The organism is Rhizohabitans arisaemae (assembly GCF_025996515.1).
GTDB lineage: Bacteria > Actinomycetota > Actinomycetes > Streptosporangiales > Streptosporangiaceae > Rhizohabitans > Rhizohabitans arisaemae.
On the sequence record NZ_BLRH01000029.1, the window covers coordinates 584,207 to 608,662 of the forward strand.

A 24,456-nucleotide genomic window follows, 5' to 3' on the forward strand; every position below is an offset into this window, starting at 1 on the left:
CGGCCGGGAGTTGAACTGTGAATGCTCCATCATGACCGACGCCCAGGCCGCCAAGCAAACATGAAAAGTACATTCACATTTACTCTGACCTGCGAAAACACTGCTTCAGTGGATCTAGCCGGAGGCAGGCGAACCCGCAAGACGGCATCGCTGACCTGGGATTTCGCAACTCACCACAAATACCCAGAAAATCCGACCACCCGCACCTCCACCGACCCCACCCGGCAAGCTGGGGCGGCGTGCTGCGGAGCCGTCCCGCCACGGACGATCTCGATACCGGCGAAGGTGAGGGCGAAGGCGACGACGATTTGGCGTTGCTATCCCTGCAGGGATGATCCGTGGACCCTTAGGTGAAGGCGCGGTCGGCGGGGTTGTGCGTGAGTGGTTCTCGGGGTGTTCGGCGGCGATGTGTCATCGCAGGTCAGACCCTGCTCGAGTTTTCGGTGGCGGACAGGGTCGCCTCCATCGTCGCAGCCTCAAGGGTGGATCGCGGGTGAATCCTCGGATTGGGGAAGTCGCGGGTGAGCTGAGGCGGGCATCCGGATTCCCCGTTTCGGTACTCACGGTCCGCAAAACCTGAATAATCCTCACCAATTATCGCGAAGTGGTTGACGGGTCGCCGCGGAGGCCACGAGGATGACCGGCACTGAAAGATAGGAAGCTTTACTAACTAAGTCGCCGGTGGGCTGTGGACCAGGCCGGATCGGCCTCGGCTCCGTCGGCTCGATGAGGAGAGATGGGTCTGTGAGCAGGAGAACGACCCGCAGAGGAGTCCACGCCGGACTCGGCCTTTCGCTGGGTGCCGCGCTGGTGGTCGCCGCGATCGCTCCGGGAACCACGGTGGACGCCACGTCCGCCCGTACCGTGTCGGCGGCGGTCACCGTGGCGCCGAGCACCTTCAAGCATCCCGGTGTGCTGGTGAGCGGTGCGCAGCTCGACTTCGTCCGGCAGAAGGTGAAGGCGGGCGCCGAGCCGTGGACGTCGGCTTTCGACGCGATGCGCCGGAGTGGTCTCGCATCTCTGGCATACCGCGCGAAGCCCCGGGCGGTGGTCGAGTGCGGCTCCGGCTCGAACCCCAACCTGGGGTGCACCGATGAACGCAACGACGCCTTGGCGGCCTACACCCACGCCCTGATGTGGTCGATCACCAAGGACGCCCGGCACGCCCGGAAGGCCGCCGAGATCATGGACGCCTGGTCCGCGGTGATCAGGGACCACACCAACGGCAACGCCCCGCTGCAGACCGGCTGGGCGGGCGCCTCGTGGGCCCGCGCGGCGGAGCTGATCCGGCACACCTCCACGGTCTGGCCCGCCGCCCGATCCGCCCGGTTCGGCGCGATGCTCCGCCGCGTCTACCTGCCGGAGATCGAGAACGGCGCCCCGGACAAGAACGGCAACTGGGAACTGATCATGATGGACGCCGTGATCGGCATCGCGGTGTTCCTGGAGGATCGGGCCCGCTTCGACAAGGCCGTACAGATCTGGCGGGGCAGGGTCCCGGCCTACGTCTACCTCAAATCCGACGGTGTCACCCCCAAGTCGCCGCCGAACAGCAGGTGGAACACTCCCGAGCGGCTGGTCCGGTACTGGCAGGGCCAGTCGACCTACGTGGACGGCCTCGCCCAGGAGACCTGCCGCGACTTCGGCCACTCCGGCTGGGGCCTGGCCGCGATGGCGCACGTCGCGGAGACCGCCCATCACCAGGGGATCGACCTCTACTCCGAGGTACGCGGCCGTCTCGACAAGGCGTTCGGATTCCACACCAGATATGAGAACGGCACCGCCGTTCCGGACTGGCTCTGCGGCGGCCGGGTTCAGCTCGGCCTGGGCGCGGTGACCGAGGTCGCCTACAACCACTACGCGGGCCGGCTCGGCATGAACATGCCGCAGACCAAGCGCTTCACCGAGGCCGCCCGCCCGGCCGGACCCAGCCACTTCCTCGCGTGGGAAACCCTCACCCACGCCGGCACCCCCTGACCCCTCCTCCCGATCACGACGCGATGAGCGATGTACGGGCTGCGTACACCTGGTGGTGGGCCCGTTCGTCAGTGGATGTACCCATGCGGGCCTGATTCCGGATGTCGGTGCACGTTCGGGGAGGATCCGGCGCAGCCCGTACCCGCATGAATTGGGTCACCCGTGGTTGCATGTCCGGGTGGCTGAGATCGGCGGTGGCTACCCTCGGGAGGGTATCGAGATTGGGGTGGTGGATGGAGTCGGGCGGTGACCGCCTGGCCGGTCCGGTGTTCGCCGGGCTGCGGCCGGAGGCTCCGGATCGGATGGCGCGGGCGCTGGCGGACGTCGCCGGGATCAACGCCTACTTCGAGATCTCCGTCGGCGAGCCGGTCGGCCCCGGCTGGTCGCCGCTGACGACGCTCTGCACCGACGGCGCGGTCCTCGCCGCCCTGATCTCGGACATGGGGGAACGGCTCGGCACCGGCGAGACCAGGGTCGCCGCGTCCATCTGGTTTCAGGGGCTGGCCGCACGGGTGTGGTCGCCCGTGCTCGGGGCGGTTCTCGCCCACGATCTGCTGATCCGCTGCGGCCCGGCGGATCTGCACTGGCGTGCCGCGGAGTCGGGTCCCATGCCGTTGCGGCTCGCGGCCCCGCAGGGGTGGCGGTTCGACGAGACGGGCCAGGTCGCCGAACCGCTCCACCGCGTCGTGGTGACCGGGATTCTGGAACCGCTGGTGCGGGCGGTCCGGGAGATCGTCCCGATCGCGCCCGGCCTGCTGTGGGGGAACGCCGCCTCCGCGCTCGCCGGGACGCTCGGCACGCTCGCCGGCGCGCGGCCTGGGACGGCGGCCCGTGCGGTTCCGCTCGGCAGGGAGCTGCTCTCCCGGGGTGTGCTCCGGGACACGGGTGTCTTCGGGGAAGGCCCTCCTTTCGTCCGGCGGAGTTGCTGTCTCTACTACCGGGTGCCCGGCGGAGGCCTGTGCGGGGACTGTGTGCTGCTGCGCCGGTAGGTGGCCGGGACTCCGTGCCTACCGTGCGGCCGGCTCCGGGCGGGTGGCTCACGCATCGCGAAGCACCCGGTAGCTGAGCTGAGGACTGATTCTGTGCAGGGCATGGAGAAGCTTGATTTTTCCGACATGGACTTCGTCGCGGTTCTCGTCGACGGCACGGGCGATCGCCCTGGCGGCGTCCTGAGAGCTGATCTTGTTTGTGCCCCGGCCGGTGGTCATGTCGGTGTCGACCAGCGGAAGTACGACCTCGGTGACGCCGACCCCTGACCGGGCGGCCTCCTCTTGATATCGCAGGCTCCGGGTGAACGTGCGCAGGCCCGACTTGGTGGCGCAGTAGACCGCCGCCCCGCGTTTGGGGGCCAGGGCGAGACCGGAGGTGATGTTGACGATCCGGGCGCCCGGCTGTGCGCGCAGCATCGGCAGGCAGTGCGCGGTCAGCTGGAGCGGACCGGTCAGGTTGACGGCGATCTCCTCGTCGATCGCCCGGCAGGCCTGGTCCGGCAGAAGATCGCCGAGCTGGTAGACGTGCTGGATCGCGGCGTTGTTGACCAGCAGGGCGAGGTTGCCGAGTCTGGACGCGGTCTCGGCGAGCATCCGTACCTGGGAGAGGTCGCCGAGGTCGCAGGGGAGGCCGACGGCCTGGGGGTACTTGGCGGCGACCCGGTGCAGGGCCGCGGCGTCCCGGCCGCACAGCAGCAGCCGGTAGCCACGCCCGGCCAGCTCCGCCGCGAGGGCGGCGCCCACCCCCCGGGACCCGCCGGTGATCAAAGCCAACGCCACGTCGTTCTCCTCTCATCGAGATACGTTACGTCTGTCCAATGTAACGTATCTCGATGAGAGAATCATCGGCATGGACGACATCCGACGGTCACGCGGCGGCCGGCCCCGGGACGAGGGCGCCTCGCAGCGCATCCTGACGGCCACCCTTGAGGTCGTCGCGGAGTACGGGCTCGCCAAGACCACCGTCGAGGCCGTCGCACGCCGTGCCGGGGTGGGCCGTCCCACGGTTTACCGGCGGTGGCCGGAGCTCGGCCCACTCGTCTCAGACGCGGTAAGCATGGCCTTCGCCCAGGTCGGGGCCGGTGTCCGGGAGTCCGACGACGTCGCCGACGTGCTGGAGACCCTGCTGCGCGACAAGCTGACCGTGCTGACCACCACGGTCGCCGGTGATCTGATCAAGCAGCTCGCGCCGTACTTCGCCGCCCGGGACGCCCTGGGGACGGCCCTGTCGCAGGCGCAGCGGCACCAGCGGGAATCCTTGACGCCGACGCTGCGACGGGCCCAGCAGGAGGGGCGGCTGATCCTCCCGAGCGTCCCGCTGGCCGCGGAATCGGTGCTCGGCATCATCTATCTGCGGCTGCTGACCGGCGATCCCGAACTCCACCCCGACCAGGCACCCGAGTTGGTCGCGATCACCGTACGCCCGCGTGACGGGGAATATGTCGAGCCGAATTTCGAGTAAGGAACCTGCGCGTAAATCAGGGCGAAACGGGTTTTTGTGGGGACCGGCTATTCCTCTGAGCCTCGCGAGTGCTGGTCGACTTGGTGCCTCCGGCATCCTGGTCAAGAGGGGACGAGCCGCAGAAACCCGTGGCGTCGGCATGGGTCGATTGGGGTCCACTGTTGTTTGGGCCACTGGAGAGCCCAATGTATTTTATTGGGGTTAGATATCAGGAGAGGTAGGGTAAACCAGGCGAATCGACTTGCCAGACAACTTTCCGATTAGGATTATGTATATCCGGGCCTGATCGGGCGGGGGGCCGGTTTCGCTCATTCTGCTGGTCTTTAGGATTCGTCGAACAGGTAGTGGACTTCATGACCGGTCCGGCGCAACCCCCAACCGACGACGGCTCGCGATCATCCACCGAGGACCCCCCTAAGGACATCTGGGTGGAGATCAAGAAATATATGATCTTCACTCTAATCGGCGGAACCGGTACGTACCTTGCCACGGCGCTGGCGAACATCAGTGATGATTTGGGGCCCGTCACCACGGTGCTGATCTGTGCGGGGGTCGGGCTCGCGCTGGGCGCGTTTCTCACCTTCGGACGTGTGGCCGCATTCCTGGGTAAGCGACTGAAGTCGCTACGGCTGTCTCTCAAGGATCTACGTGACAAGGTCCTGCCTCAGCTGGGCGGGCTCGGGCAGCGGCTTGCCGCCGGGCTTCTTGGCGCGCTGCTAGGCGCCTCGATCATTGTGGTCCCGTGGGGGGTGATCAAGGTCGGCGGCCTGGTTGGAGCCGGATTGTCTGCTCCGGCCTGTTCCCGGCCGCTGGTACTGCGGTTGATAACCGCCCCGGAGAACGTGAGGGTGCTACGGGAGAGCGTCGCGCGGTTCGCCAGGACCAGGCTTGTGGACGGGTGTGCCCCGTACGCCATCACGGTGGGGATCGCTCCGTCGATCGGTGAGCTGCAGTACGCCTTCGGCAACAACTGGTATCGCAACGACGTGAATCAGGAGCGGAAGAAGCCGTTTCGCCGTCTTTTCGGCCCGCGGCCCGACGCCTGGATCGCCACCAGCACCGGTGAGGCCCGGCTCGCCGGCGTGCAGCTGGTGACCCAGGAGTCGGCCGTACTCCGCATCGGCCCGTCGGTCGCCTCGGACCGCTTGGTGATCGGAATGCTCGGCGGATCCGCGGAGACCGTCAAATCGCGACTGGGAAGGACGCCGGCGAAGGGATACCCCCTCGCCAAACTCTGGCGGATGATCTCGACCGACCTCAAGATGTCGGTGAACTATCCGCAGCCGGAGCTGTCCACCGCCGGCCTGGTCGCGATCTCCGACCTGCTCGGGCACAAAGGTGTGGTGGATCCGGAACAGCGGGGGGTCGTCGCGGAGAGCGTCAGCTCGCTGCTCTGCGACTTCATGCTGATGAACACGCCGAAAAGCAGGGGTGCGGCGGAGAGCCTCGCCTTGGTGATCCCGCACCACAGTTTGACGGACTACAACGAAGGAAGATACGACGACGACCGGTGCATGGGGGGAAGACCCACCGGAGAGGACAGGCTGGGTGAGCTTATCTCGCCTGATCTGTCCACATTGGACTATCCGTTCGTCACCGTCGACTGGCCGGGTGAGACCAGCGCGGAACGCACGACCGGCCTCAACCTGCTCCGAGACTGGCTGGTCGAGAATCCGCTCTTCGACACACATGTTCCGGGGCAGTCGGAGTTCGAGCAGGCCGTGCGGGACTCCGGGGTCCTGGCCGAGGCAAGGTACCAATTCTCGCTGCTCATCCCCAGAATCGATGCTGAGATCGTGCTCGATGTCTCGGGGTCGATGGCCACGAAACCACGCTCGTTGTTGATCAAGCTGCGGGAGGCCCTCCCCGGTGTCACGCAGGTAATCACGCCACGGGACGATCTCCGGCTGAGCGCGTTCAATCGTCCGACGGAAAACTCGGCGACCCAGGTATGGCGCCTTCGGACGACCCCGGCCAATCGCTCCGAATTCGACGACCTCATCAACCGCGTCGGAAACGTGATCGCGGGTGGCTTCGACGCCCCGATCTCCGATGCGATCAAGGGCGTGGACCGGCGTAATCCGAGGTCGGGCCGGGCTCTGATCGTCGTGACCGACGGAGGACCCTTCGACAAGGAACAGGACAGGATGAAGAGCGTCGGCCAGACGCTCCGGCAAGCCGAGAAGGTCACGGACCTCTACGTCCTTGCCCTGGGGTACGACGGCTGTCGCCGTTCCTCTCCGGTAGGCGGCAAATACCGCACCTGCCTTACGGGAGGTGCCGAGTCTTCGGAGATCTCCGAAGCGCTTAGGCGGCTGATCGCCGAGATCCGAACGGTGAACCGGGATCGTCAGGATGGGCGGAGATGAGTGCGGTGGAAACAGGCCGAGGAGAACCCCCGCCACCCGGCTTCAGCCCGCGCCGCTGGGGTGGTGCCGGGTTCGTGATCGGGCTCGTCCTCGCCGGCGTACTCCTCATCACCCTGGGAAGGGGCGCCGCGCCGCCAAGTCCTTCCGGTACCCGGTGCGACGGTGGGGAGAACGTGCTCACCGTGGCGACGGGTGACGACATCAGTGAGGGAAGCTACCGGCGCGATCTCGTCGAGGAGTGGAACAAGACCCGATCCACCAAGGTCGTGCTGGTGGAGATAGCCGCCCCCACCGATGAGGAACGGGTCGAGACGGTGGGGCGCGCTCAGCTGATGAGCTGCACCTACGACATCTTCTCGGTGGACGTCGCCTGGGTGGCGGAGTTCGCGAGAAACGGTTACATCATCCCGAACCCGCTCGATCCCGAGCGGGCGGCGCTCTTCGTGGACAACGTCCTGGAAGCCGGCAAGGTGGATGGCGTTCAGTACGCGATACCGCACGTCACCGACGTTCCGTTGCTCTACTATCGCCGGGGCTTGCCGGTTCCCACCACCAGGGAGCAGCTCTGGGACTACGCCGGGAGGTACGGCGGATACGCCGTACAGCTCGGCGACTTCGAGGGCGGGACGGTCAACCTCATCGAAGCAGTGCGGTCTTTCGGCGGGAGAATCACCGACGGCGACCGGGTCGTGCTCGATGAATCCGACCTCGGAGAACTCATGCGGAAGGCCTTCGCGACCTGGAAATCCGGACTGAACAGTGTGCTGACCCCCGGAGCCTACGAATACTCCAAAGCCGAGACCTTCGACACTTTCCGGGAAGGGCTGCGGAACGAATCCGCCGGCTATATGCGCAACTGGCCGTACGCCTATCACCGGCTCGGCGCGGACCACTCGATGTATGACGCCAAAGGCGAAATGCTGTTCGACGTGGCGCCGCTCCCGGGGGTGGGGATACTCGGTGGCTTCAACCTGGCGATCTCGGCGACCTCGGACAACCCTCAGCAGGCCCGGGAGTTCATCGACTATCTGACCGGTCACGACGCCCAGATGAAACTGTTCGCGTGCAGTGGATATCCACCCGTCCTCAAGTCGGTGTACGAGGAGTACCGCACGGACAAGGATGGGCGGACCTGCAAGACTTTGATCGGCGCCCCGACGGGCAATCTGGATGGTTCGGCGAAGAAGAGCGACGAGAACGACGTCGAAATCACCGGGAAGATGCTCAAGCATCTGGCGGGGATACTGCAGCGGTCACTGGTCAAGGCGGAGACCCGGCCGAAGTACGAGTACTACGCGATGTTCAGTGCGGTGTTCCGGTCCTGCGCACGAGCGGTGGTGACCGGGAACCTCGCCGCCGAGGCGCTGGACGTCGGGCGATTCGCCGACGCGTTGCGGGACGCGCGGGAGGGCAGATGGCCGGAGGCCCCGCTGGCCTCCTTGGCGCACTGCTCCAAGCCGGTGGCCAGGCTGGGTCCGTGACATCTCCTCGACGGCGCGCGGGCGGGGCAAACGGCGCGGAACCGCGACGCCACCCGTCCGCTCTCTACTCATGACCTGGTGGGGACGCGTAGGCTCACAGCCGTGGACATGGATCTGGATCTGGTGTGCGGGCTGGCCGGTAGGGACGCGAAGGACTTGACCCGGCGTGACGTGGCCAAGGCCCTGCTCTGTGTGCCTTCGGGGCGGGCGCTGGTCGCCGTGCCGACGCTGCGCCGTGAGCTGCTGGCGGTCGGCAATCCGCTTTCCGCGGCGTTCTGGGATTCGACGCGGACGATTCTGGCGGGGATCGAGTCCGGGGTGGCGACGGTCGGCGAGGTGCATCGCTGGCTGGAGGCGACCGGGACGGAGCCGATCACCCTCGTCGGCATGTTCGTCTGGCCGGACGAGGGGGAGCGCGGCCCGGTGGCCACCGAGTTCCACGCGCTGCTCGTGGAGCACCTGGAAGGTCTGGTCCGCGACGGGGTGGTCGATCCGGACCGGCTGGCCGTCGACGATCCGGTGGCCAAGCACGAGTATTTCCGGCTGCAGGACGAGTGGCTGCAGAATCCGCTGCCCGACGGCCGGGTGCCCGCGCACAAGGTGATGGACGAGCAGGACGAGGAGCTGCTGGCCGCCTACGACGAGGAGGAGTCCTTCGCCCTCGCCGAATTGCGGCGGATCCTCGCCGAGCTGCCCGGACGGCTGTGTCCCCGGCAGGAGCTGGACGCCGCGGCGGTACGGCTGCGCGCGCTCTTCCTGCAGGACGTCTATCCGAGCCGGGTCCTGCTCGCGGCGGCGGGGCTGACCGCCGACGAGCTCCCGGAGGACAACGAGGCATTCTGGCTCGCGCTGGTGAGCGGTTTGATCTCTCCGATCGACGACATCCCCGAGGACGAGGACACCTTGCTGGAGTTCGTCGACCTTGAGGGGGAGCTGAGTCTCGACGATCAGGCCATGGCGACGCTCTGCTCGATCCAGCACGCCAACTGGCTGGGCGCGGTGGCGGCACTGACCCGGAACGGGCCGGGCACCCCCGCCTCCCCGGCCGAGATCGCCCGCATGATCGGCGAGTCGGAGGACATCGAGGGCTTCTACGAGGGGGTGGAGGACGAGGCGGCCGAGGCCGATCTCTTCACCGATGTGGTCTTCCTCTGGGAGGTCCTCGGCGTGGTCGACCGGTCGGAGCGGCTCACCCCGCTCGGCTGGTGGGGCCTGCCGGAGGCGGCTCAGCGGGCATGGACCGGCGGCGAGCTGTAGGCGGTCGCCGGGTTTCCCGGTTCCGCGGGGTTCAGGCGACCAGGTCCTGGTATTCGGGGTTCCGCCGGATGTAGTCGGCGATGAACGGGCAGAGCGGGGTGACCTTCAGTTCGGACCGCCGGATGTCGTCCAGGGCCGCTCGGGCGAGCCGGCTGCCCAGCCCTTTGCCTTCGAACTCCGGGTCGATCTCGGTGTGGGGGATCACCACCCGGCCCGGCCGGAGGCGGTAGTTCGCGAAACCGGCGAGCCGTCCTTCGACCCAGATCTCGTATCGGGTGTCGGACTCGTTCTTGACGACGTCACTGGTCATGGTCAGGTCGTCTGCTTGGGGGAGGCGGCCGGGTGGTCCTCCCGGTCGTCGCCGTCCTCGTCCTTGTGCGGGACCTCGATCTTGGAGATCTGCTTGTTCATCGACTTGATGAGGAAGACCAGCGCCAAGGCGAGGGCGGCCACGATGAGAAAGGCCACGATCCCGGGCTCGACACGGCCCTCCGTCGTCACCAGCTGTACTGCTAAGACTCTCACTTGTCCATTCTCCCATGTGGGGTGGCCGCCCCCTTGAGCGCGTCCGGCCCGGCGGCCACCGCCCGCGCGACGGCGGTCGGGCAGGCGAGCGGAGGCCGTACCGGGTGCGGGATCAGGTGGTGCAGGCGTGCTCCCTGATCCCGGCGAACAGGTCGTCCTCGGGGCCTTCCACGTCGACGAGGGACCTGGCCAGGTGGTAGTCCTCGGTCGGCCAGACCTCCTCCTGGATCTCGCGCGGGCAGACGAACCAGAAACCGTCCGGGTCCACCTGGGTGGCGTGGGCGAGGAGCGCCTGGTCCCGGGTCGCGAAGAACTCGGCGCACGGCACCCGGGTGGTCACCGCCCACTTCTCCGGCCGGTCCTCCCACCGGGAGATCCAGTCGCCGTAGGGGGAGCCGATCTCCGACGCCGTCATCGCCTCGTGCAGGGCCTCGAAACGGGCCTTGGTGAAGGAGAGGTGGTAGTAGAGCTTGAGCGGCTGCCACGGCTGGCCGGTCCCGTGATAGCGGTCCGGGTCGCCCGCGGCGTCGAACGCCTCGACCGAGACGCGGTTGGTCATGATGTGGTCGGGGTGCGGGTAGCCGCCGTCTTCGTCGTAGGTGAGGATCACATGGGGCCGGAACTCCCGTACGGCCTGGACGAGGGGAGCGGAGGCCGTCTCCAGGTCCTGCAACGCGAAGCAACCTTCGGGCAGCGGGGGCAGCGGATCGCCCTCGGGCAGCCCCGAGTCCACAAAGCCGAGAAACCTCTGCTGCACGCCAAGGATCTCGCGCGCGCGTTCCATCTCCTGGCGGCGCACCTCGGTGATGTTGGCGACGATCTCCGGTCTGTCCATCTTCGGGTTGAGCACGGAGCCGCGTTCACCTCCGGTGAGGGTACAGACCAGCACCTCCACGCCCTCGGACACGTATCGAGCCATGGTCGCCGCGCCCTTGCTCGACTCGTCGTCGGGGTGGGCGTGGACGGCCATCAACCTCAATGGTTCGCTCACGGTCAGCCGTCTCCTCAAGTGGTTTGTCAGGGCCCTGGGCGGACCGCCCGCCGGGCAAGAGACAATTGTTTCGGACAACGTCGAAGACATGCAGGGAGATTCCACGATGGCCGCCCCCACCGAGACCCAGGTTCCCCGTAAAACCATGGGCGTCGCGGCATTTGTCGTTCTCGGCGTGTTGACCGCCCTGCTCGCCGGCGGCTGGGGTTACGTGATGTGGGCGTCCAAGGGGCAGACCGAGGTCATCGATCAGGTGGTGGCGTTCAAGGTCGTCGACGACGACACGATCTCGGTAACCTTTGACGTGGTGAAACCCGCCGAGAGCGCCGCGGTGTGCCGGTTGGGGGCGATGGACCGGCGGCGTTCGGAGGTGGGCAGCCGCGAGGTGGTCGTCCCTGCGGGTGAGGGTTCCGTACGGCTCACCGAGGCGTTGCAGACCAGTGCACCTGCGACTTCTGGTTATGTTGTGTACTGCCATCTCAAATAGTGAGACAATAGGGGAAGCGTACGCCGACCGAACTTGTTAGCCTTTCGAAATTCACAATCGCTCAACACGCAGCCCCCGAGAAGGAGTACCCGTGGCCGACTCCCACGCCGAGAACGTCACCTGGTTGACCCAGGAGGCGTATGACCGCCTGAAGGCGGAGTATGAGTACCTCTCGGGCCCGGGACGCATCGACATCGCCAAAAAGATCGAAGCGGCCAGGGAAGAGGGTGACCTCCGCGAGAACGGCGGCTACCACGCAGCCAAGGAGGAGCAGGGCAAGCAGGAGGGCCGGATCCTCCAGCTGCGGCACATCCTCGACAACGCCAAGGTGGGGGAGGCGCCCCGCACCGAAGGTGTGGTGGGCCCGGGGATGACGGTCACCATCCGGTTCGAGGGTGACGACGAAGAGGTGACCTTCCTGCTCGCGTCCCGCGAGGAGAGCGGCGCGCCCATCGACGTCTACTCCCCCAAGTCCCCGCTCGGATCCGCCATCAACGGCAAGAAGATCGGCGAGCGGGCGAGCTACACGATGCCCAACGGGCGGACCAACACGGTGGAGATCCTGGAGGCCGTGCCCTACGTCGGCAACTAGCTCCCGGCTTCCGGGACGCCGGGACACGGCGGGACACCGTCGTCCCGGCAGCACTCATTGGCGCGGTGGCTCGCCGTGCCAATGAGCCTGCGCCGGTCATCCGGCGCCCTCGCCGCAGCCGACTCCGGATCGCCCCTGCCTGAACCGGTTTCGGGGGCCGGCCCATCAAGACCAGGAGCCTTGGCTACCCTCGGCCCGATCGGGTAAACCCCGACGTCTCCGGTACGGGCTGCGCCGGGTCCGCCGGCCAAACCCCTCTTCTCGGTGCTTCCCCGGCCTCGGCGACGGCCGGATCGCGGGCCGCGCGGCCGTACCGGACGGGTCACCGACCGATTCCAGACCCGCAAAATTGGCCATTCCAGGATCTCAGCGGGCTTACGGTATTCACTGGACAGCCGGAAAGCGGTGGGCCGGGAAGGGAGTGGTCTCGTGCGCCATGGGAGACCCGTCCTTCCGGACACCCGAGTGGATCTCGCCTCCCTGGTGTACGGGCCGGACGGCGGCCTCGCCTGGCGCAGGCTGGTGCGGCGCCGCCGGCGCATGATCGGAGTCATCGCGGTCGCCCTGGTGGCGACGATCGCGGCCGACCTGGCGGTACTGGCCGAGTTCGACCGGCGCAAGAGCACGGTCCGGACCCAGGCCGCGCAGGTCCGCGTCCAGGCACCCGCCGCTCCGCGGGAGGCCGCGCCCACCCCGGCCATCCCGGCGGTCGACCCGCTGGTGCTCCCGAGCGCGGTGGCGCCGCTCAAGGCCGTACGGAAGGCGCATCTGATCGTGGCCGGTCCGGCGAGCCTCCCGGCGAACCTGATCACGAGAATCCGGCGCTGGAAGGCCGTCACGTCGCTGGAGGTCGTCGAGGCGGCCGAGGTGACGATCGAGGGCAAGCGGGTGGGGACCATGGGGGTCGACCCGTCCACGTTCCGGGGTTTCACGCCGCGGCTCACGGCCTCCTCCGACGCGCTCTGGCGCAGCGTGGCCGCGGGGGAGATGGCCGTCTCGTTCCTGCTGGGCACCGACGGGGGGCTGAAGCTCGGCCGTACCGTGCACAGCGGTGCGGAGCGGTTGCGGGTCGGGGCGATGGCCACGGTGGGGATGGGCTCGGTCGACGCGGTCGTCTCCCGGGAGGTCGCCCGGCGGCTGGGGATCCCCAAGGGCAACGCCTTCGTGCTCAGCGCGCCCAAGGCGGACTCCGGGAAGCTGCGGGAGACCCTGCTGAAGGTTCTGCCGCGCGGAACCCAGGTCGGGCTGATCAATCCCGTCTACACCGAGCGGAAGGCGGTGCCTCCCGCGGCGCCTCCCGCCGCACCCCCCGCGGGGCCGGCTGTGGACAGCGGATCCCTGGTGACCCCGGAGCAGGTCAAGACGGCGCTGCTCGCCGCGGGGAGCAAACTCGGGCGCCCCTACGTCTGGGGTGCCGAGGGCCCGGACTCCTTCGACTGCTCGGGGTTGGTGCAGTGGGCGTACGCGCAGGCCGGGGTGACCGTGCCGCGGGTCACCCACCAGCAGTGGGCGGCGGGTCCGCAGGTGCCGTTCGATCAGCTGCAGCCCGGTGATCTGATCTTCTGGCGGCACGATCCCACGAATCCGGGCTACATCTCGCACGTCGCGATCTACTGGGGTGAGGGAATGATGATCGTGGCGCCCCGTTCCGGCGACGTGGTCAAGATGAGTCCCGTGACGACCCGGAATCTGGCGGGTGTGGTGCGGATCAGCCCGGCGGTCGCCGCCCAGGTGCGTTAGCGGCACGTTGAGCGGGGGCGTGATGTTGGTCACGCTGCGCTGAACTGAGGTGACGACCCGCCGTACGTTCGAACGGCGATTTTCCCCCCATCACCCCAGGGTGCGGCATCGCGCGGACACATTCTGTTTCACAGAATTGGCCTATACCAATCGCAATGGTATAGGCCAATTTTTCACCATGCCGGTTTCGGCTTTCTTTGCAGGTCAAACAGGTGGGTACACTCCTCGGCATCCTCTGCCGCCGTACGGGCGAAGCGGTATCCCCGCTGGTCAGGTATAGCTTTGTGGAAGGGGTAGTGGAATGTCCCAGATATCCCACTTGGGGTATTTGGGGAGGGTATTGGTATACGCCAATTGGCATAACTGTAGAACCCCGCCGATGATGCTTAAGTCCGAGGGATGTAAGGAGTTCGTCGTGTCCGACCAGGTCGTCGACCTTGAACAGGCCCCGACCAGCAACGCCGAATTGATTGCCTGGGTTCGTGAGATCGCCGAGCTGACCCAGCCCGACCGGGTCGAGTGGTGCGACGGATCCGAGGCCGAATGGTCACGCCTGACGGACCTTCTGGTCGAGCAGGGGACGTTCCGGCGGCTGGCCAAGCGGCCCAACAGCTTCTACGCGGCGTCCGACCCCAGCGACGTGGCCCGCGTCGAAGACCGCACCTACATCTGCTCCGAGCGGGAGGAGGACGCCGGCCCCACGAACAACTGGATCGCGCCGGGCGAGATGCGCCAGACCTTCGCGGGTCTCTTCCGCGGCTCGATGCGGGGCCGGACGATGTACGTCGTCCCGTTCTGCATGGGCCCGCTGGGCGGTTCCATCTCCCAGCTCGGCGTGGAGATCACCGACTCCCCGTACGTCGTGGTGTCGATGCGGATCATGACCCGGATGGGCGCCCCGGCGCTCCGGCTGATCGAGGAGCGCGGCGAGTTCGTCAAGGCCGTGCACTCCGTCGGCGCGCCGCTGGAGCCGGGCCGGGCCGACGTCCCCTGGCCGTGCAACGAGACCAAGTACATCTCCCACTTCCCCGAGACCAGGGAGATCTGGTCCTACGGATCGGGGTACGGCGGCAACGCGCTGCTGGGCAAGAAGTGCTACGCCCTCCGCATCGCCTCCACCATGGCCCGGGACGAGGGCTGGCTCGCCGAGCACATGCTCATCCTCAAGGTCACCCCGCCGGACGCCGAGCCCCGCTACGTCGCCGCGGCCTTCCCCTCGGCCTGCGGCAAGACCAACCTCGCCATGCTCCAGCCCACCATCCCGGGCTGGAAGGTCGAGACCATCGGGGACGACATCGCCTGGATGCGCTTCGGCGAGGACGGCCGCCTGTACGCGATCAACCCCGAGGCCGGCTTCTTCGGCGTCGCGCCGGGCACCGGTGAGTCCACCAACGCCAACGCGATCAAGACGCTCTGGGGCAACAGCATCTTCACCAACGTCGGGCTCACCGACGACGGCGACGTGTGGTGGGAGGGTCTCACCGACGAGCCTCCGGCGCATCTGACCGACTGGAAGGGCAACGACTGGACCCCCGAGTCCGGCACCCCGGCCGCCCACCCCAACGCCCGCTTCACCACCCCGGCCGCGCAGTGCCCGACCATCGCGCCCGAGTGGGAGGACCCGGCCGGCGTGCCGATCTCGGCGATCCTGTTCGGCGGCCGCCGGGCGACGGCCGTACCGCTGGTCACCGAGGCGTTCAGCTGGCAGCACGGCGTCTTCCTGGGGGCCAACGTCTCCTCCGAGACCACGGCCGCGGCGGCCGGGGCCATCGGGCAGCTGCGGCGGGACCCGTTCGCGATGCTGCCGTTCTGCGGCTACAACATGGGCGACTACTTCGGGAACTGGCTGGCGGTCGGCGGCAGGACCGAGCCGGAGAAGCTGCCGCGCCTCTACTACGTCAACTGGTTCCGCAAGGACGAGGACGGCAGGTGGCTCTGGCCGGGCTTCGGCGAGAACAGCCGGGTGCTCAAGTGGATCGTGCAGCGGCTGGCCGGCGAGGCCGAGGCGGTGGAGACCCCGATCGGCCGGGTGCCGACCAAGGAGTCGCTCGACACCGAGGGCCTTGTCCTGGACGACCGTGACCTGGAGACCCTGCTCTCGGTCGACCCCGAGATCTGGCGGCAGGAGGCGGCGCTCATCCCCGAGCACTTCAACACCTTCGGCAGCCACCTGCCCAAGGAGCTGTGGGACGAGTACAACGCCCTGCACGACCGGTTGAGCTGACCGTCTGATCGCGAGAACCACCGGATTTCCAGGAATCCGGTGGTTCTGTGCTGCTCCTACCACATTTAGCAGTTTCCTAACATGGCAGACCTCTCCAAAGGCGCTTCGGGCATGCACCCTTGGGGTGGGAGGGGATTCCATGGCAGGTTTTTTGCTCATCAGTGGCGCTTTCGGACTCGGCGCCGCGGCGGCGACCGGTGTGATCTTGACGGTACGGGCCAAGGCGCGGCCCAAGGGCGGGCCCCGCTCCGGCTCCCGCCGGTCCGGCTCCGACTCCGGGAGCGCCTGGGTCACCCACGGCGGTGATTCCGGCGGTGGCGGCGATTTCAGCTGTGGCGGTGGAGGCGGCGGGGGCGGAGGTTGCGGCGGTGGCGGAGGGTGACCCCGGCCCCGCGGTGTCGCAACGGAGTTAAGCGATCGATAACATCCCGGCCCTCTTGTTTCCTGTGATTTCCCGGCAAGCTCTCTCAGGGAGGTCTCCATGAACACGGTATTGCTGATCATCTCGCTCGTTCTGCTCACCGCGATGGTGTGGGCGAGCGCGGCCAGGCGGGCTCACCGGCGGGTCGATTCCCGGGGCGGGACGGGACTCGACGCCTACGGGCTCGCCTATCTCGCCGGGGGGCCGCTCCGTGTGGTGAACACGGCCGTCGCCGTGCTCAGCACGAAAGGGGTCATCCGCGTCTCCCGTGGCCAGGTGGCCCGGGTGGCGGGGTCGCGCATTAAGATCGTCAATCCCATCGAGGGGGAGATCCTCTCCGTCGTCACCAGGGAGCACGCCCCCGAGCCGGGGCGGATACGGCGACAGGTCGCGGACGGTTCGGCGATGAAGGGGCTGGCCGACGACCTGGTCAGGCGGGGATTGATCCATCCGCCGCTCCGAGGCCAGCAGCGACGCGAGGCGATCATCCCCGGTGTGACGCTGTTCACGCTGCTTACCGCGATCCTGTCGATAGTCCTGGGCGATGGGGATTCCGAGGACTCCAGGACGTTCATCACGCGAGTGATCTGCGCCGTCACGGTGGTCGTCGGGGTGGCGGCGCTGGTGCGGTACCGCAGATATCGGAAGAAGAAGCTGACCGTCCTGGGGCGCCGCACGCTCGCGTCGGCCCAGATAAGCCGGCCGCGGACGACCGCCGGGCGGATGACACCCGCGACCGGCAGGGTCGCCGCGGGCGCCATGGCGACCTCGATCGCCCTGTACGGCCTGAGCGAGGTCGGGGACCCGGCGCTCGCGTCCGAACTGGAGATCCAGCGCTCGGCGGGCCCCGGCGCCGGCGGCTGCGCCGCGGGGGCCTGCGGCAGCACATCCCCGGACACCTCCTCGGGCGGTGATTGGGGGAGCTCCGGCGGTTCGGGGGGCTCCGGCGGCGGCGACTTCGGCGGAGGCGGCTCCGGAAGCAGCTGCGGCGGCGGGAGCGGTTCGAGCGGTTGCGGCGGCGGCGGAGGCGGCTGCGGCGGCGGTGGTGGCGGCTGACCCAAGCGGCCTGAAACCGATGGAGTTCACTCGATCGCTTCACCGCCTCCGCCTTTCGCCTACGCGGCAAGGTCCACACCGGATGAGGTGGCGTGCGGTGATCGCGGAGATCACACTGGTGTTTGTCGGTTTTGTGGTCTTCTTCGCTCTCGCGGCCTGTTAGGCGATCGATACCATCTCCACCCCTCTCAAACGCTTTGCTGTCAGGGCAGACTGTCCATGGAGGGTTCCATGAACACGATCATGTTGATCGTCGCGATCCTCGCCTTAGGCGGGGTGTTGTGGGCGGGCAGGATCCTAGAGGACAAGTGGCGCTTCGATTCGCGAGGTGGACAGGGGCTCGACCACTATGAGCTCGCCTACCTGGCCGGGGGGCCCGGCCGGGTGGTGGACACGGCCATCTCGGTGCTCAGCGTGAACGAGATCGTTCGAGTCTCCCGCGGCCAGGTGACCAAGGTCGCGGGCGCACAGTCCCGGGCGAACCATCCCATCGAGCGGGCGGTGCTCGACGTGCTCACCTACGAGCTGCTCGTCAGCCGGCGCTTTACCGGTCCGGCACGGATACGGCAGGGTGTCGCGAACGGTCCGGCGATGGCGAAGCTCGCCACCGGCCTCGTCAACCGGGAGTTGATTTTTCCCGCCCTCGCCCAGGGGCGCCGTGTCATCGTCACCGTGATCGTGCTGCTCGCCTGCCTCTTCTCGTCCGTGGCCGTATTCGTCGACTACGACGGAGGTCTCATCTTCGGCATAACCCGATTCGTCGCAGCGGCCACGATAGGGGCCGGGGCTGTCACGCTCGCCCGGTCCCGAAAGGCCAGGGCCTGGACGCCGACCGCCTTGGGGCAGCGGACGCTCCAAGCCGCTCGCGTACTGCATCGGCCACGCACGACCGCGGGCGGGGGCTCACCCTTGGCGGGCAATGCGGACGTGATCACACTGGCGACCCCGATCGCGCTGTACGGCCTGACGGAGCTGGACGATCCGGCGCTCGCGGCCGAGATCCAGCGCTCGGCGGATCCCGCCGGCGGGAGCGGCTGGGGAGGCTCCGGCGGTTCGGGTGGCTTCGCCGGCGGGGATTTCGGCGGCTCGCAAAGCTCCGGTGGATCGGGTGGTTCCGGCGGTGGCGATTTCGGCGGCTCGGAAAGCTCAAGCGGCGGCTGCGGAGGTGGTTGCGGTGGCGGAGGATGCAGCTGACCGGGTTAGCCCGGAAACAGGCGCCGGTGGGAGATTCTTCGCAGGCGCTGAAAAGGCAAGCCCGCATGGCTCGGTATCCGGGCACATGACGGGTTCGGGAGTCTCGGGTGTGAGGTGAATCCGTGCACGCATTGCTGTTGGTGGCCGCGTCCGCGCTCGCCGTCGTCCTGATCCTGCTGGGCATGGCGGTGAGCTGGGTGGACAAACGGTTCAGAACACGGCCGAGCGCGTTCGACCCCGCCGCCCTCGACCGGTACGACCACGCCTACCTCGCGGGGGGCCCGCTCCGTGTGGTGAACACGGCGCTCGCCGTACTCTCCGGCGACGGATACATCAGGGTGTCCCGAGCCGGGGTCACCAAGGTCGTCGGCGAGCAGGCGCCGCCGGAATCCCCCATCGAGCGGACGGTGCTCGAGGTCGTCGAGATGCGGCGGGGTCCGGACCCCGGGGCGATCCGGAACTATGTGGCGAACAGCCCCGCGATGAACGGCCTGCGGCAGCGGCTCGTCTCGCTGGGTCTGCTGCTCCCCGGCCGCCAAGGGCGCGGCTCCGCCATGCTCCGTTTTGTGATCGTCGCCATCGCGCTGGCGGAGTCGGCGATCGCGGTGGCGTCGGGCTACCGGTTCTTCACCGGGTCGGGGGACGCCGTCGTCACCATAGCGATCTCGGTGGTCTTCGCGATCGTGGGGCGGAAACTCGGCGCCGACATGCGGCGTCAGTCCGCCAACGTGGTGACGACCACAGGGCATCGGCTGCTCAAAGATCTGCGGAGCACCCATCGGCCAAAGGGTGAACGTTCCGGTGCCCTCGCCGCCGCGGGGGTCCTCGCGGTCGCGACACCGCTGGCGCTGTACGGGCTGAGCGAGCTCGACGACCCGGCGCTCGCCGAGGGGCTGCAGGACAGGAGCGGCTCGGGCGGCTGTGCCGCGGGCGGGTGCGGCGGCGGGGCGACCGGCTCGGGCACGGAGAGCTTCGGCGGAAGTGACTTCGGCGGCTGCGGTGGCTGCGGCGGAGGAAGTGGCGGCGGCGGTGGCTGCGGCGGTGGTGGCGGCTGTGGTGGCTGCGGCGGCTGTGGCGGTTGACGGGCGGGGCCCCTACATCACGACGAGGTTGAACCAAAGGGAGGGGGAGGGCGATGTCGTCCATTCCGCGGCTCGGGGTCGGTATCGGCTGGCGGCCGGAGATCGATCTCACGGTGGAGCGGATGGCCGGGGTGGACTTCGTGGAGGTCGTCGCGGAGCAGCTCGCGCCGCGTCACGGGCTCCCCGAGTCGCTGCGGATTCTCCGGGAACGCGGCATGCCGGTGATCCCGCACGGGGTGGGCCTGAGCCTCGGCGGGGCCGAGCCGCCCCGGCCGGAGCGGCTTGAGCATCTGGCGGCGTGCGCGGAGCTGGTGGACGCTCCGCTGGTGAGCGAGCATGTGGCGTTCGTTCGCGCGGGGGATCTGGATGCGGGGCACCTCATGCCGGTCCCGCGGACCTGGGAGGCGCTGGAGGTGGTCGCCGAGAACGTGGCGCGGGCCCAGGCCGCCCTTCCCGTCCCGCTCGCCTTGGAGAACGTGTCGGCGCTGCTCGAATGGCCGGGCGACGAGCTGACCGAGGAGCGGTTCCTCGCCGAGCTCGTGGCGCGGACCGGGGTGCTGCTGCTGGTGGACGTGGCGAACGTCTACAACAACCAGGTCAACTTCGGGCTCTCCCCCGAGGCCTTCCTGGACGGGCTGCCGCTGGAGTCGCTCGCCTACGTGCACGTGGCGGGGGGTTACGCCAAGGACGGCGTCTGGCATGACACCCACACCCGTGCGGTCCCCGCGCAGGTGCACGGGGTCCTGGCGGAGCTGTGCGCGAGGGTCGACCCGCCCGGGGTGCTGCTCGAATGGGACGGCGACTACCCGAGCGACGCGGCGCTCGCCGCCGAGCTGGGCCGGATCCGCGAGACGACCGGGCGGGCCCGTGTCGGCTGACCGCGCGCTGCGCGCCGTACGGCATCGGCGGTTTGTCCCGGGCGGTACGGCGGAGTCGGTGTGAGTGAGGAGGGGCGGCCGTGACGGACGGTGGGGCGGGCTCGGCGCGGGAGCGGCTGGCGGCGCGTCAGGCGGAGCTGCTGACGGCGCTGGTGGCGGGCGGTCCGCCGCCCGAAGGGTTCGATCCGGTGCGGCTGCGGGTGCAGCGGGACAGTCTGATCGCCAAACGCCGTGGTCTGGTGGCGCGGGCCGCGCCGCTGCTGGTGCACGCGCTGGACGGGGAGTTCGTCCCGTTGTTCGCCGGGTATGCGGACGGGCGGCCCAAGCCTGCCGGCGGGTCGGCGGCGGACGCCCGGGCGTTCACGGCGTGGCTGGAGGCGGCGGGGCGGCTGCCCGAGCGCGCACCGGCGCCGGCGGAGGAGGCGCGCCCCCGGTGGTGGAAGCGCCGGCTGCGTCGGGGCCGGGTAGGGTGAAGGTATGTTTTGCCAGGTCGGGCAGGGGATACCCTCTTTGACGTGGCAAGACTGCATTGCGTGGATGGTTCGCAATTGACCGTCACGCCGGTGGCTTGCCGTGATCGCATGGGCGTGGCCTACGAGGTCACCCTAGAGCTGACCCGCGACGGCGAGCCGTACGGCGCGATCGGCGTGTGCTGCGGTTGGTCCCTCGCCGCGGTCGCCTGCGAGGTGCGGGCGGCCCGGAGCGACGCCGGGCAGCGATGGGCGGATCCGGACGACCGATTCCCGGACCCGGGGAACGGTGAGTTGTTCGCGTTCCGGCGTCGGGATCGCTTCGATCGGCCGGGCGAGGGCGAGCTCCGCTGCCGCCTCCGCACCAAGGCGTGCTGGATCGCCGGGCCCGGGACGGGCGGCGCGTGGCGGCTGAGCCGGCACGCGTTCGTCGAGGCGTGGGGGGCCGCCGGGGTCGGGGTCCGGGCGATTCTGACGTCGTCCCAGTTGGAGAGTTTTCTCCGTGAGATGGCGACTGAGGCGGAATGCCTGCTTGGAGGCGGTTCCATGGTTTGCGCACCGAACGGCTCCGGCATTCCGGCGGCGCCGACTCGGCCGGGCGGGCGATAATTGCATGCCAGGCGAGGAAGGGGCTCCATAGGTATGGGCATGCGTGATCTCGTTTACCGGCTCTACGAACGCCGGATCGAGGCGAGCCTTTCTCCAGATCAGATTCCGCGGCACGTCGGTGTCATCGTGGACGGGAACCGGCGCTGGGCCCGCGGCATGGGCATGCGGGACGTCAAACGTGGCTACCGCAAGGGCGCCGACAAGATCACCGAGCTGGTGGGGTGGTGCAAGGAGACCGGGGTGGAGCTGGTCACCCTCTGGCTGCTCTCCACCGACAACCTCTCCCGGCCCAAGGAGGAGCTGGAGCCGCTCCTCGCGGTCATCGAGGACCTGGTCCAGCAGCTGGTGGAGGAGGGCTGGCACGTCAAGCCGGTGGGTGCGCTGGATCTTCTGCCCGACCACACCGCACATGTGCTTAAAGAGGCCAAAGAGGTCACATCCCACCGAACCGGTCTGATTGTGAACGTTGCGGTTGGGTATGGAGGTAGGCGTGAGATCGCTGATGCGGTGCGCTCCCTCCTCACGGAGCACGCCAGCAAGGGCGCGAGTATCGAGGAACTCGTGGAGGTCCTCGATGTCGAGCACATCGCCGAGCATCTCTACACGCGCGGTCAGCCCGACCCGGATCTCGTCATCCGCACGTCGGGCGAGCAGCGGCTCTCCGGATTCCTGCTCTGGCAGAGCGCCCACTCCGAGTTCTACTTCTGTGAGGCCTACTGGCCTGCTTTCCGGAAGGTCGACTTCTTGCGGGCGATCCGCTCGTACGCCGCGCGGCACCGACGGTACGGCTACTAGTCCCGTCCATGGTTCTCAACCGGAAGATGAACACCGACTTTCGGTCAGGTATGAGAACTATGGGAATGGGAAAATAGGACGTACCGTAGGTGTCAGGCGGACATCTGGAGGTACCAGACCGCCGCACCTGGGAGAGGGCCCGCCCTTGACGTGCCGGAGGCGCGCGCTGAGAGCACAGCTTGACACGCTGGGATGGAGTCCGGATCCCGGTCTCCGTTTCGGCGGGGCCCGATCCGGTTCGTTCACCACCAGCCAGTGCAGGGCGCCCACCCCTGGCGCCCGGGGGAGAACGCGTGGCCACATCCTCGTCGTCCCGTCCGTCCCGCCGCCGCTCCGTCAAGCGGCGCACCTACGTCCTCGATACCTCGGTCCTGCTCGCGGACCCGGCGGCGCTGACCCGCTTCGCCGAACACGAGGTCGTCGTCCCGATCGTCGTCATCACCGAGCTGGAGGCGAAGCGTCACCATCCTGAGCTTGGCTACTTCGCCAGAAAGGCGCTCCGGTACCTCGACGATCTGCGGCTGGAACACGGGCGTCTGGATGAGTTCATCTCCATCGGACAGGGATTGATCAGGGTCGAGCTCAACCACAGCGACCCGTCGATCCTTCCGGCGGGGTTCCGCCTGGGCGACAACGACACCAGAATCCTCACGGTGGCGCGCGCGCTCGCCGCGGAGGGATCCGATGTCGTCCTCGTCTCCAAGGATCTCCCGATGCGGGTGAAGGCCGCCTCGATCGGCCTGACGGCCGAGGAGTACCGGGCCGAGCTCGTCGTGGAGTCCGGGTGGACGGGCATGGCCGAGCTCAACGTCTCCGCCGAGGACATCGAGACCCTGTTCGAGTCCGGTTCCGCCGAACTGGACGAGGCACGTGACCTCCCCTGCCACACCGGCCTGCGCCTGCTGTCCAGCCGGGGTTCCGCGCTGGGCCGGGTGATGCCCGACAAGTCCGTACGGCTGGTGCGGGGCGATCGCGAGATCTTCGGGCTGCACGGCCGCTCGGCCGAGCAGCGGATCGCCCTGGACCTGCTCATGGACCCCGAGGTGGGGATCGTGTCGATGGGAGGACGCGCGGGCACCGGTAAGTCCGCCCTCGCCCTCTGCGCCGGTCTGGAGGCGGTGCTCGAACGCCGGAGGCACCGCAAGGTCGTCGTCTTCCGGCCGCTGTACGCGGTCGGCGGGCAAGACCTCGGCTACCTGCCCGGCTCGGAGAACGACAAGATGAGCCCGTGGTCCCAGGCGGTCTTCGACACGCTCGGCGCGGTGACCTCGCCCGAGGTCATCGAGGAGGTCCTGGACCGCGGGATGCTGGAGGTGCTCCCGCTCACCCACATCCGCGGACGCTCCCTCCACGACGCGTTCGTCATCGTGGACGAGGCGCAGTCGCTGGAGCGCGGGGTGCTGCTGACCGTTCTCTCCAGGATCGGGGCGAACTCCCGGGTCGTCCTCACCCATGACATCGCCCAGCGCGACAACCTCCGGGTCGGGCGGCACGACGGGGTGGTCGCCGTGGTGGAGAAGCTCAAGGGCCATCCGCTCTTCGCGCATGTCACGCTCACCCGGTCGGAGCGTTCGCCGATCGCGGCCCTGGTGACCGAGATGCTGGAGGATCTCACCCTCTGAGGCGCCGGCTGTCGGGCCGCCGCCACCACGACAGCGGCCCGACAAGCCCCGTATTCTCCGATATTTCGTGAGAAATCTGTGAAGTGTGAGGAAAATCACAACCGAGCGGCGTTGGGGGATTAAACCCCACGTAGCAGGGCTCTTGGTCCATCAGCCGGTCTAGCCACCTTCCGCTGGCAACCAAGCGAATCCCAAGATTCGGTTGCGAACCACCCCCCTGGTTGCAGCAAGCTCA

23 protein-coding genes are annotated in these 24,456 nt (G+C 68.2%); 19 read left to right on the forward strand and 4 right to left on the reverse strand.

Going from position 1 to position 24,456, the window contains the following annotated elements:
* Positions 1-744 precede the first annotated feature (744 nt).
* Both RUR_RS14190 and RUR_RS14195 read left to right on the forward strand, forming a co-directional pair.
* Positions 745-1,977: an alginate lyase family protein gene (locus tag RUR_RS14190; RefSeq protein ID WP_283135480.1), complete on the forward strand. Its 1,233-nt coding sequence runs from the start codon at positions 745-747 to the stop codon at positions 1,975-1,977.
* Positions 1,978-2,210: 233 nt separating this feature from the next.
* A complete protein-coding gene (locus tag RUR_RS14195; RefSeq protein WP_283135481.1) occupies positions 2,211-2,966 on the forward strand; it encodes a (2Fe-2S)-binding protein in 756 nt (251 codons plus the stop codon).
* A gap of 48 nt (positions 2,967-3,014) precedes the next feature.
* On the opposite strand, the gene RUR_RS14200 is transcribed toward RUR_RS14195, so the two are convergent.
* Entirely contained in the window at positions 3,015-3,746 is a 732-nt protein-coding gene (locus tag RUR_RS14200; protein WP_283135482.1) for an SDR family NAD(P)-dependent oxidoreductase, read from the reverse strand.
* Between the two features lie 70 nt (positions 3,747-3,816).
* On the opposite strand from RUR_RS14200, the gene RUR_RS14205 reads away from it, so the two are divergent.
* The 4 genes from RUR_RS14205 to RUR_RS14220 all read left to right on the forward strand — a co-directional run bounded on the left by RUR_RS14205 (position 3,817) and on the right by RUR_RS14220 (position 9,535).
* On the forward strand, positions 3,817-4,428 hold the full coding sequence (locus RUR_RS14205) for a TetR/AcrR family transcriptional regulator (protein ID WP_283135483.1): 612 nt from the start codon (positions 3,817-3,819) through the stop codon (positions 4,426-4,428).
* Between the two features lie 428 nt (positions 4,429-4,856).
* Complete coding sequence (locus RUR_RS14210; RefSeq protein ID WP_283135484.1) at positions 4,857-6,797, forward strand: vWA domain-containing protein; 1,941 nt, start codon at positions 4,857-4,859, stop codon at positions 6,795-6,797.
* Positions 6,794-8,278, forward strand: a complete 1,485-nt coding sequence (locus tag RUR_RS14215; protein WP_283135485.1) for an extracellular solute-binding protein — start codon at positions 6,794-6,796, stop codon at positions 8,276-8,278. Before RUR_RS14210 ends, RUR_RS14215 begins: the two co-directional genes overlap by 4 nt.
* Before the next feature lie 108 nt (positions 8,279-8,386).
* Positions 8,387-9,535: a hypothetical protein gene (locus RUR_RS14220; RefSeq protein WP_283135711.1), complete on the forward strand. Its 1,149-nt coding sequence runs from the start codon at positions 8,387-8,389 to the stop codon at positions 9,533-9,535.
* Between the two features lie 31 nt (positions 9,536-9,566).
* On the opposite strand, the gene RUR_RS14225 is transcribed toward RUR_RS14220, so the two are convergent.
* The 3 genes from RUR_RS14225 to mca all read right to left on the reverse strand — a co-directional run bounded on the left by RUR_RS14225 (position 9,567) and on the right by mca (position 11,051).
* Positions 9,567-9,845 (reverse strand): GNAT family N-acetyltransferase, encoded by a 279-nt coding sequence (locus RUR_RS14225; protein WP_283135486.1) that lies wholly within the window; start codon positions 9,843-9,845, stop codon positions 9,567-9,569.
* 2 nt (positions 9,846-9,847) lie between these two features.
* On the reverse strand, positions 9,848-10,060 hold the full coding sequence (locus tag RUR_RS14230; protein ID WP_283135487.1) for a hypothetical protein: 213 nt from the start codon (positions 10,058-10,060) through the stop codon (positions 9,848-9,850).
* A 112-nt stretch (positions 10,061-10,172) separates the two neighbouring features.
* On the reverse strand, positions 10,173-11,051 hold the full coding sequence (gene mca / locus RUR_RS14235) for a mycothiol conjugate amidase Mca (protein ID WP_283135488.1): 879 nt from the start codon (positions 11,049-11,051) through the stop codon (positions 10,173-10,175).
* 106 nt (positions 11,052-11,157) lie between these two features.
* On the opposite strand from mca, the gene RUR_RS14240 reads away from it, so the two are divergent.
* The 13 genes from RUR_RS14240 to phoH2 all read left to right on the forward strand — a co-directional run bounded on the left by RUR_RS14240 (position 11,158) and on the right by phoH2 (position 24,221).
* Positions 11,158-11,538, forward strand: a complete 381-nt coding sequence (locus tag RUR_RS14240; RefSeq protein ID WP_283135489.1) for a DUF4307 domain-containing protein — start codon at positions 11,158-11,160, stop codon at positions 11,536-11,538.
* Between the two features lie 91 nt (positions 11,539-11,629).
* Entirely contained in the window at positions 11,630-12,130 is a 501-nt protein-coding gene (greA, locus tag RUR_RS14245; RefSeq protein ID WP_283135490.1) for a transcription elongation factor GreA, read from the forward strand.
* Positions 12,131-12,559: 429 nt separating this feature from the next.
* Positions 12,560-13,870: a C40 family peptidase gene (locus RUR_RS14250; protein WP_283135491.1), complete on the forward strand. Its 1,311-nt coding sequence runs from the start codon at positions 12,560-12,562 to the stop codon at positions 13,868-13,870.
* Positions 13,871-14,252: 382 nt separating this feature from the next.
* Complete coding sequence (locus RUR_RS14255; RefSeq protein ID WP_283135712.1) at positions 14,253-16,094, forward strand: phosphoenolpyruvate carboxykinase (GTP); 1,842 nt, start codon at positions 14,253-14,255, stop codon at positions 16,092-16,094.
* Positions 16,095-16,233: 139 nt separating this feature from the next.
* Positions 16,234-16,476 carry a hypothetical protein gene (locus tag RUR_RS14260; RefSeq protein ID WP_283135492.1) on the forward strand — a complete coding sequence of 81 codons (243 nt, stop codon included), beginning with the start codon at positions 16,234-16,236 and terminating at the stop codon, positions 16,474-16,476.
* 99 nt (positions 16,477-16,575) lie between these two features.
* Positions 16,576-17,571 carry a TIGR04222 domain-containing membrane protein gene (locus RUR_RS14265; RefSeq protein ID WP_283135493.1) on the forward strand — a complete coding sequence of 332 codons (996 nt, stop codon included), beginning with the start codon at positions 16,576-16,578 and terminating at the stop codon, positions 17,569-17,571.
* Between the two features lie 231 nt (positions 17,572-17,802).
* Positions 17,803-18,765 (forward strand): TIGR04222 domain-containing membrane protein, encoded by a 963-nt coding sequence (locus RUR_RS14270; RefSeq protein WP_283135494.1) that lies wholly within the window; start codon positions 17,803-17,805, stop codon positions 18,763-18,765.
* Between the two features lie 122 nt (positions 18,766-18,887).
* Entirely contained in the window at positions 18,888-19,847 is a 960-nt protein-coding gene (locus RUR_RS14275; RefSeq protein WP_283135495.1) for a TIGR04222 domain-containing membrane protein, read from the forward strand.
* 53 nt (positions 19,848-19,900) lie between these two features.
* The gene (locus RUR_RS14280; protein ID WP_283135496.1) at positions 19,901-20,725 is read left to right on the forward strand and encodes an MbnB/TglH/ChrH family RiPP precursor modification enzyme; all 825 of its coding nucleotides are present in this window, start codon (positions 19,901-19,903) and stop codon (positions 20,723-20,725) included.
* An 80-nt stretch (positions 20,726-20,805) separates the two neighbouring features.
* Positions 20,806-21,198 (forward strand): SCO6045 C-terminal-like domain-containing protein, encoded by a 393-nt coding sequence (locus tag RUR_RS14285; RefSeq protein WP_283135497.1) that lies wholly within the window; start codon positions 20,806-20,808, stop codon positions 21,196-21,198.
* Positions 21,199-21,306: 108 nt separating this feature from the next.
* Complete coding sequence (locus RUR_RS14290) at positions 21,307-21,804, forward strand: hypothetical protein (protein WP_283135498.1); 498 nt, start codon at positions 21,307-21,309, stop codon at positions 21,802-21,804.
* A gap of 33 nt (positions 21,805-21,837) precedes the next feature.
* On the forward strand, positions 21,838-22,599 hold the full coding sequence (locus tag RUR_RS14295; RefSeq protein WP_283135499.1) for an isoprenyl transferase: 762 nt from the start codon (positions 21,838-21,840) through the stop codon (positions 22,597-22,599).
* Between the two features lie 293 nt (positions 22,600-22,892).
* Positions 22,893-24,221: an RNA 5'-3' helicase PhoH2 gene (gene phoH2, locus RUR_RS14300; RefSeq protein ID WP_283135500.1), complete on the forward strand. Its 1,329-nt coding sequence runs from the start codon at positions 22,893-22,895 to the stop codon at positions 24,219-24,221.
* Positions 24,222-24,456 lie beyond the last annotated feature (235 nt).

Coding starts and splice junctions, on each gene's coding strand:
- RUR_RS14260 (WP_283135492.1), top strand. CDS start 16,234: ATGGCAGGTTTTTTGCTCATCAGTGGCGCTTTCGGACTCGGCGCCGCG.
- RUR_RS14270 (WP_283135494.1), top strand. CDS start 17,803: ATGAACACGATCATGTTGATCGTCGCGATCCTCGCCTTAGGCGGGGTG.
- RUR_RS14265 (WP_283135493.1), top strand. CDS start 16,576: ATGAACACGGTATTGCTGATCATCTCGCTCGTTCTGCTCACCGCGATG.
- RUR_RS14225 (WP_283135486.1), bottom strand. CDS start 9,845: ATGACCAGTGACGTCGTCAAGAACGAGTCCGACACCCGATACGAGATC.
- RUR_RS14240 (WP_283135489.1), top strand. CDS start 11,158: ATGGCCGCCCCCACCGAGACCCAGGTTCCCCGTAAAACCATGGGCGTC.
- RUR_RS14205 (WP_283135483.1), top strand. CDS start 3,817: ATGGACGACATCCGACGGTCACGCGGCGGCCGGCCCCGGGACGAGGGC.
- RUR_RS14195 (WP_283135481.1), top strand. CDS start 2,211: ATGGAGTCGGGCGGTGACCGCCTGGCCGGTCCGGTGTTCGCCGGGCTG.
- RUR_RS14215 (WP_283135485.1), top strand. CDS start 6,794: ATGAGTGCGGTGGAAACAGGCCGAGGAGAACCCCCGCCACCCGGCTTC.
- RUR_RS14280 (WP_283135496.1), top strand. CDS start 19,901: ATGTCGTCCATTCCGCGGCTCGGGGTCGGTATCGGCTGGCGGCCGGAG.
- RUR_RS14255 (WP_283135712.1), top strand. CDS start 14,253: ATGCTTAAGTCCGAGGGATGTAAGGAGTTCGTCGTGTCCGACCAGGTC.
- RUR_RS14220 (WP_283135711.1), top strand. CDS start 8,387: ATGGATCTGGATCTGGTGTGCGGGCTGGCCGGTAGGGACGCGAAGGAC.
- RUR_RS14290 (WP_283135498.1), top strand. CDS start 21,307: ATGGGCGTGGCCTACGAGGTCACCCTAGAGCTGACCCGCGACGGCGAG.
- RUR_RS14295 (WP_283135499.1), top strand. CDS start 21,838: ATGGGCATGCGTGATCTCGTTTACCGGCTCTACGAACGCCGGATCGAG.